Below are 5,028 nucleotides of genomic sequence, written 5' to 3'. Positions count from 1 at the left end.
CCCGGCACCCGGCACCCGGCACCCGGCACCACGGAACACGCCCACCGGTGCCTGCGCCACCCCGCGCCCGCCGGTACAGCCTGCACCGCCGGTTACAGCCGGTACACCCGGCACCCACCGGCGCAGCCGGCACTTCGGAACACGCCCGCCGCACCTGCGCCATCCGGTGCCCGCCGGGCAACCGGCACCCCGCGGCACCTGCCGGTGCGGCCGGGACCCGTGGGCACCCGCCGGCGCAACCGGCACCCGACGACGCCGACCGGTGCCCGCCGCTAGGCGGTCCCGTACATCCGGTCCCCGGCGTCGCCCAGCCCCGGCACGATGTACCCCGCGTCGTTCAGCCGCTCGTCCATCGCCGCCGTGACCACCGTCACCGGCGCGCCCGCCAGCTCGTGCTCCACCGCCTCCGTGCCCTCCGGCGCCGCCAGCAGGCAGATCGCCGTGACGTCGTCCGCGCCCCGCCGGATCAGCTCCCGTATCGAGGCGACCAGCGTGCCGCCGGTGGCCAGCATCGGGTCCAGGACGTAGACCTGCCGCCCGGACAGGTCGTCCGGGAGCCGGTTCGCGTACGTGCTGGGCTGCAGGGTCTCCTCGTCGCGTATCAGCCCGAGGAAACCGGCCTCCGCCGTCGGCAGCACCCGCATCATGCCGTCGAGCATGCCGAGCCCGGCGCGCAGGATCGGCACGATGAGCGGCCGGGGGCGCGCCAGCCGCACGCCGGTGGTCTGGGCGACGGGGCTGCGGACGTCGACCTGTTCGGTGCGGACGTCGCGCGTCGCCTCGTACGCGAGGAGCGTCACCAGCTCGTCGGCCAGCCGACGGAAGGTGGGGGAGTCCGTGCGCTCGTCGCGCAGCGTGGTGAGCTTGTGTGCCACCAGGGGGTGGTCGACCACGTGTATCCGCATGCTTCCGAATCTATCCGAGTCCCCGGCGGACACGGATACGCGCCGGGGCCCGGGGGTACGCGTGGAGGGACGGGCCGCGGTGCGTACTCAACCGCCAACCGGGTGCAAGGTGGATATGTCCCCCCGGCCCGCACGGACGCTGGAGGTGTGTGATGCCGGATCGTGATCTGCGCAGCGGTGATCCGCTGGCCGAGACCCCCGACGACCGCAGCCGCCGCCGCGCCGCCTTCCTGCACGACCTGCACGAAGCCGAGGAGCTGCGGGCGCGCGTCCGGCCGCGGCGCGCCCGGGCGGCGCGGCGGCGCCATGTCCACCGCATGCGCACCTTCCGCTGGTAGACGGCCGATGGACGGCCGGACGCGGGCCGTGCGGCGGCCCAATTCACGACGCAGCGCGGAAGACCCCGCAGACGGCGCAGGTTTCTGTCACGATTCCGGTGAGGGCGGGTCCTCCGCCCCTGGTCGGGGGGAGAGAGCAGGCAAGCTCGACCACCCGGCCCGGCACACCTAGGACCAGTGGGAGAGTCACGGTGTACTTCGCCGCACTGCTCGCGCGCACCGAAGACGGGTGGGAAGCGAGCGATACAGAGCTCGACGACGTGGAGACGCTGGACGACCTGGCCGACCTCGCCCGCGAGGCGACGGCCGATGACGACGAGACCGTGCTGGTGCTGCTTGAGCAGGAGGACATCTGGTACGGCGTCATCCGTATAGACGGTGAGGACGACCCGCGCGTGTTCGTCTCGAACGCCGCCGCCGCCGCGCGCAGCGCGTACGGGGAGATCCTGCTCACCCCCGAGCTGCTCGGCCGCGAGCCGGAGGACGACATCGCGCTGGAGAGCCTGACGGACCTGGACGGCACGGAGGACGGCGAGCCGGACGCCGGCACCGGCGCCGACGCGGACTCCGAAGCCGACCCGGACGCCCCGCCCGGCACGCCGGCGGGCCCCGTGGGCGACACGGAGCTTCTGGAGGACCTCGGGGTCTCGGAGAAGCAGTTGCTGGCGCTGAACGGCGACGCGGTCAACGAGATCGCGGACCTGCTCGGCGCGGCGGACGTGCTGGAGACGGTCCGCTGACGGAAGCCGGCGGAGGAGGAGAGAGCGGCCCGTACGAGAAGCTGTGGGAACCGCCGATGCGCGCGGCCCTGGCGGAGGCGGAGCGCGCCCTGGAGACGGGCGACGTCCCGGTGGGCGCGGTGGTCGTGGGCCCGGTGGACGCGTCCGGTGACCCGTACGACGACCTGATCTCCTCGCCCCCCGGAGGCCGGATACTCGCCAGGGCGAGGAACGAGCGGGAGGCGACGGGCGACCCCACCGCCCACGCGGAGGTCCTGGCGCTGCGCGCCGCGGCGGCGGCGCTGGGCGGCTGGCGGCTGACGGGCTGCACGCTGGTCGTCACGCTGGAGCCGTGCACGATGTGCGCGGGCGCCGCCGTCCTCGCCCGCGTCGACCGCGTCGTCTACGCCGCCCGCGACCCCAAGACGGGCGCGGCGGGCTCCCTGTGGGACGTACTCCGCGACCGCCGCCTGAACCACCGCCCCGAGGTCATCCCCCACGTCCTCGCCCCCGCCTCCACCGCCCTCCTCACCGCCTTCTTCCGCCACACCCCGGCGCCGGAGGGCCCGCGCCCGTAACGGATTTCTGATCACGGCGGCGTGTGGGCTAAGCTGCTCGGCGGTAGCGTGTCCGAGCGGCCGAAGGAGCTCGCCTCGAAAGCGAGTGTGGGGGCAACTCCACCGTGGGTTCAAATCCCACCGCTACCGCCATGAGAAACCGCCTCCGACCGGGAATCCGGTGCGGGGGCGGTTCTGTGTGCGGCCCGAAGTCCCCGGGTCCCGGCGTCGGAACGACGTCGCGGGGGGCGACGGGCGGTGCGGAGGCGCGTCTGCCGGGGCGGGTCGTCCGCGTCGGCATCGTCAAGCCGGTGGCCCAACGCTCAGCCTGCAGCAGCGCGTTCGAAAGCCGGGCGGCCGTCCGGCGGTGCGGCGGCGGCAGTTCTCCGTACGGCGTCGGCCGCTCCGGCGCCGCAGGGGGACGGCGGCGGCGTAGACCGGCGGCGGAGGGGAAGGCGGCCCCGGGGGGAACCGGCCGCCTCCCCCCGCGAGGGGCGGGCCGTACGACCGCGCTGCGGCGAGGGGGAGTAGCCGCGGCGGACGCGCAGTGAGCCCGCCCCGAGCCCTCCGGGGTCCTGCCGGGCCCGGCGGGCTCTCCGTCCATGGTGCGCCGCGGGCGGCCCTCGGCGTGACCTGCAAAAGCCCCCCGTGACCGGGCCTTTAGTCCATAAATCATGGGTACGACTCCAAGCGCGGATAGAATCGTCGCGACTACGCCTGGGGAGAGAGCAGGAACGGGCGTGTGCCGCACAGGGGAGGCATCGACGCACGTGGACTACAAGAAGATAGCGCTGGGGCTCGTCGGGCTCTTCGCCATCTACTCCATCATCAGCTCCCCCTCGCAGGCGGCGGACGTGGTGCAGGTCGTCTTCGAGTGGATCTCGGAGCTGGCCAAGGGCATCGGTGACGTGATGTCCGACCTGCTCGACGACGCCTCCTCCTCCGAGTGACGCCGCGGCGGCGCCCGGGCCGGCCGCCTCGCGGCGGCTGCCCGCCCGGGTGATCGCCGACCACGCGATCAGCCCCGTGTGCCCGTACGTGATCAGCCCTCCTGCCTGGCCGAACGGGCCCCGGCCGGGGGCCGCGGCGGCGGCCAACTGGCCGCCAACACGGCCGATTACGGTGCTTGCACAGGGCGCGCATCTCTTGTGATGCTATGACCGCTTTTCCGGATGTGCCGGTTTCGCCTGCGGCGCGCACCGCGGCACCGGCCGTACGTCACGTCGTCGCGAAGGGGTGGTGGTGTGGTGCAGCCGTTGTCCGCGCGTACCGCCCCGCCTGCCCCCGGCCGGCCCCCCGCCGCCGCCCAGGTCCCGAACGCCGCCCCGGCCCCGCCCCCGGCCTCCCCGCGCACTCCGGCTCCCGCTTCCTCTCCCCCGTCCACGACCGCCCCGGGGCCGCCCGCCCCCGGCGGCCCGGTCGCCGCCGGGCCCGCACCGGCGCCCGCCCCCGGCGACTCCGACGAGCCCCGCGATCCGGGTGGCCCCGGCGACCCCGAGGAGTCCCGTAAACCGGACTCCCGCGCCCTCACCCGTGCCCTCTTCGCCCAGCTCACCGCCCTCGAACCCGGCACCCCCGAGCACACCCGGGTCCGTACCGCGCTCATCGAGGCCAACCTGCCCCTCGTCCGCTACGCCGCCGCCCGCTTCCGCAGCCGCAACGAACCCATGGAGGACGTCCTCCAGGTCGGCACCATCGGCCTCATCCACGCCATCGACCGCTTCGACCCCGCCCGCGGGGTGCAGTTCCCCACCTTCGCCATGCCCACGGTGGTCGGCGAGATCAAACGTTACTTCAGGGACAACGTCCGCACCGTCCACGTCCCCCGCCGGCTCCACGAGCTGTGGGCCCAGGTCAGCGGCGCCATCGAGGACCTGACCGTACGGCACGGCCGCGCGCCCACCACGGCCGAGATCGCCGCGCATCTGAAGGTCGGCGAGGACGAAGTACGCGCCTGCCGCGAGGCCGGCCGCTCGTACTACGCCACCTCCCTCGAAGCCGCCCAGGAGGGCGACGGCATGCCGGGGCTGCTGGACCGGCTCGGGTACGAGGATCCGGCCCTGGCCGGCGTCGAGCACCGCGATCTCGTACGCCACCTCCTCGTCCAACTGCCGGAGCGCGAACAGCGCATCCTCATGCTGCGCTACTACCGCAACATGACGCAGTCGCAGATCAGCGCCGAGCTCGGGCTGTCCCAGATGCACGTGTCCCGGCTGCTGTCGCGCAGCTTCGCACGCCTGCGATCCGCAAACCGGATCGATTCCTAACCGGATCGGGTAGGACTCTTCGAGGTCATGGCTGACGCCCAGGCTCCGTATCTGCGCGTATATGTCGACTTGACGCTACAGCGCGTTGCCGACTTGTGACATTCTGCTGGAACGGTGTTTGGCATGCCCCGGCACCCGGTATCTCAGTCGGAGGCTGCTTCTCTCGGCAGTCCGGCGGAAGTCGAGTCGCCGCCGGTACCAACGGGAGGGGCGGCCTGGAACCGTCCGCGACCTCAAGGGGG

The 5,028-nt window shown here is 73.5% G+C and carries 6 protein-coding genes and 1 tRNA gene; 6 read left to right on the top strand and 1 reads right to left on the bottom strand.

The annotated features are described in order from the left end of the window. Positions 1–272: 272 nt before the first annotated feature. Positions 273–905 (bottom strand): uracil phosphoribosyltransferase, encoded by a 633-nt coding sequence (gene upp, locus I003_RS0128825; RefSeq protein ID WP_027774635.1) that lies wholly within the window; start codon positions 903–905, stop codon positions 273–275. Positions 906–1,057: 152 nt separating this feature from the next. Here upp and I003_RS0128820 point away from each other — a divergent pair, with 152 nt between their 5' ends. From I003_RS0128820 to I003_RS33700, 6 genes are all read left to right on the top strand, one after another. Beyond that, positions 1,058–1,243: a hypothetical protein gene (locus I003_RS0128820; protein ID WP_027774634.1), complete on the top strand. Its 186-nt coding sequence runs from the start codon at positions 1,058–1,060 to the stop codon at positions 1,241–1,243. Positions 1,244–1,434: 191 nt separating this feature from the next. Then, a complete protein-coding gene (locus tag I003_RS0128815; protein WP_027774633.1) occupies positions 1,435–1,983 on the top strand; it encodes a tRNA adenosine deaminase-associated protein in 549 nt (182 codons plus the stop codon). A 56-nt stretch (positions 1,984–2,039) separates the two neighbouring features. Beyond that, positions 2,040–2,540, top strand: coding sequence for a nucleoside deaminase (locus tag I003_RS0128810; protein ID WP_027774632.1), 501 nt, complete (start codon positions 2,040–2,042; stop codon positions 2,538–2,540). A 42-nt stretch (positions 2,541–2,582) separates the two neighbouring features. Then, positions 2,583–2,672, top strand: a tRNA-Ser gene (locus tag I003_RS0128805). 587 nt (positions 2,673–3,259) lie between these two features. Next, the gene (locus tag I003_RS0128800; protein WP_486584452.1) at positions 3,260–3,469 is read left to right on the top strand and encodes a hypothetical protein; all 210 of its coding nucleotides are present in this window, start codon (positions 3,260–3,262) and stop codon (positions 3,467–3,469) included. A 294-nt stretch (positions 3,470–3,763) separates the two neighbouring features. Continuing rightward, positions 3,764–4,786, top strand: a complete 1,023-nt coding sequence (locus I003_RS33700; protein ID WP_078564535.1) for an RNA polymerase sigma factor SigF — start codon at positions 3,764–3,766, stop codon at positions 4,784–4,786. Positions 4,787–5,028: the final 242 nt, after the last annotated feature.

The organism is Streptomyces sp. CNQ329, from assembly GCF_000482585.1.
Note: the sequence above shows the minus strand (reverse complement) of the source record. Positions and strands in the feature narration are given on the sequence as shown.

What these genes read in the sequence shown, in the direction of transcription:
- I003_RS0128810 (WP_027774632.1), top strand. Translation starts at nt 2,040, where the DNA reads ATGCGCGCGGCCCTGGCGGAGGCGGAGCGCGCCCTGGAGACGGGCGAC.
- upp (WP_027774635.1), bottom strand. Translation starts at nt 905, where the DNA reads ATGCGGATACACGTGGTCGACCACCCCCTGGTGGCACACAAGCTCACC.
- I003_RS0128820 (WP_027774634.1), top strand. Translation starts at nt 1,058, where the DNA reads ATGCCGGATCGTGATCTGCGCAGCGGTGATCCGCTGGCCGAGACCCCC.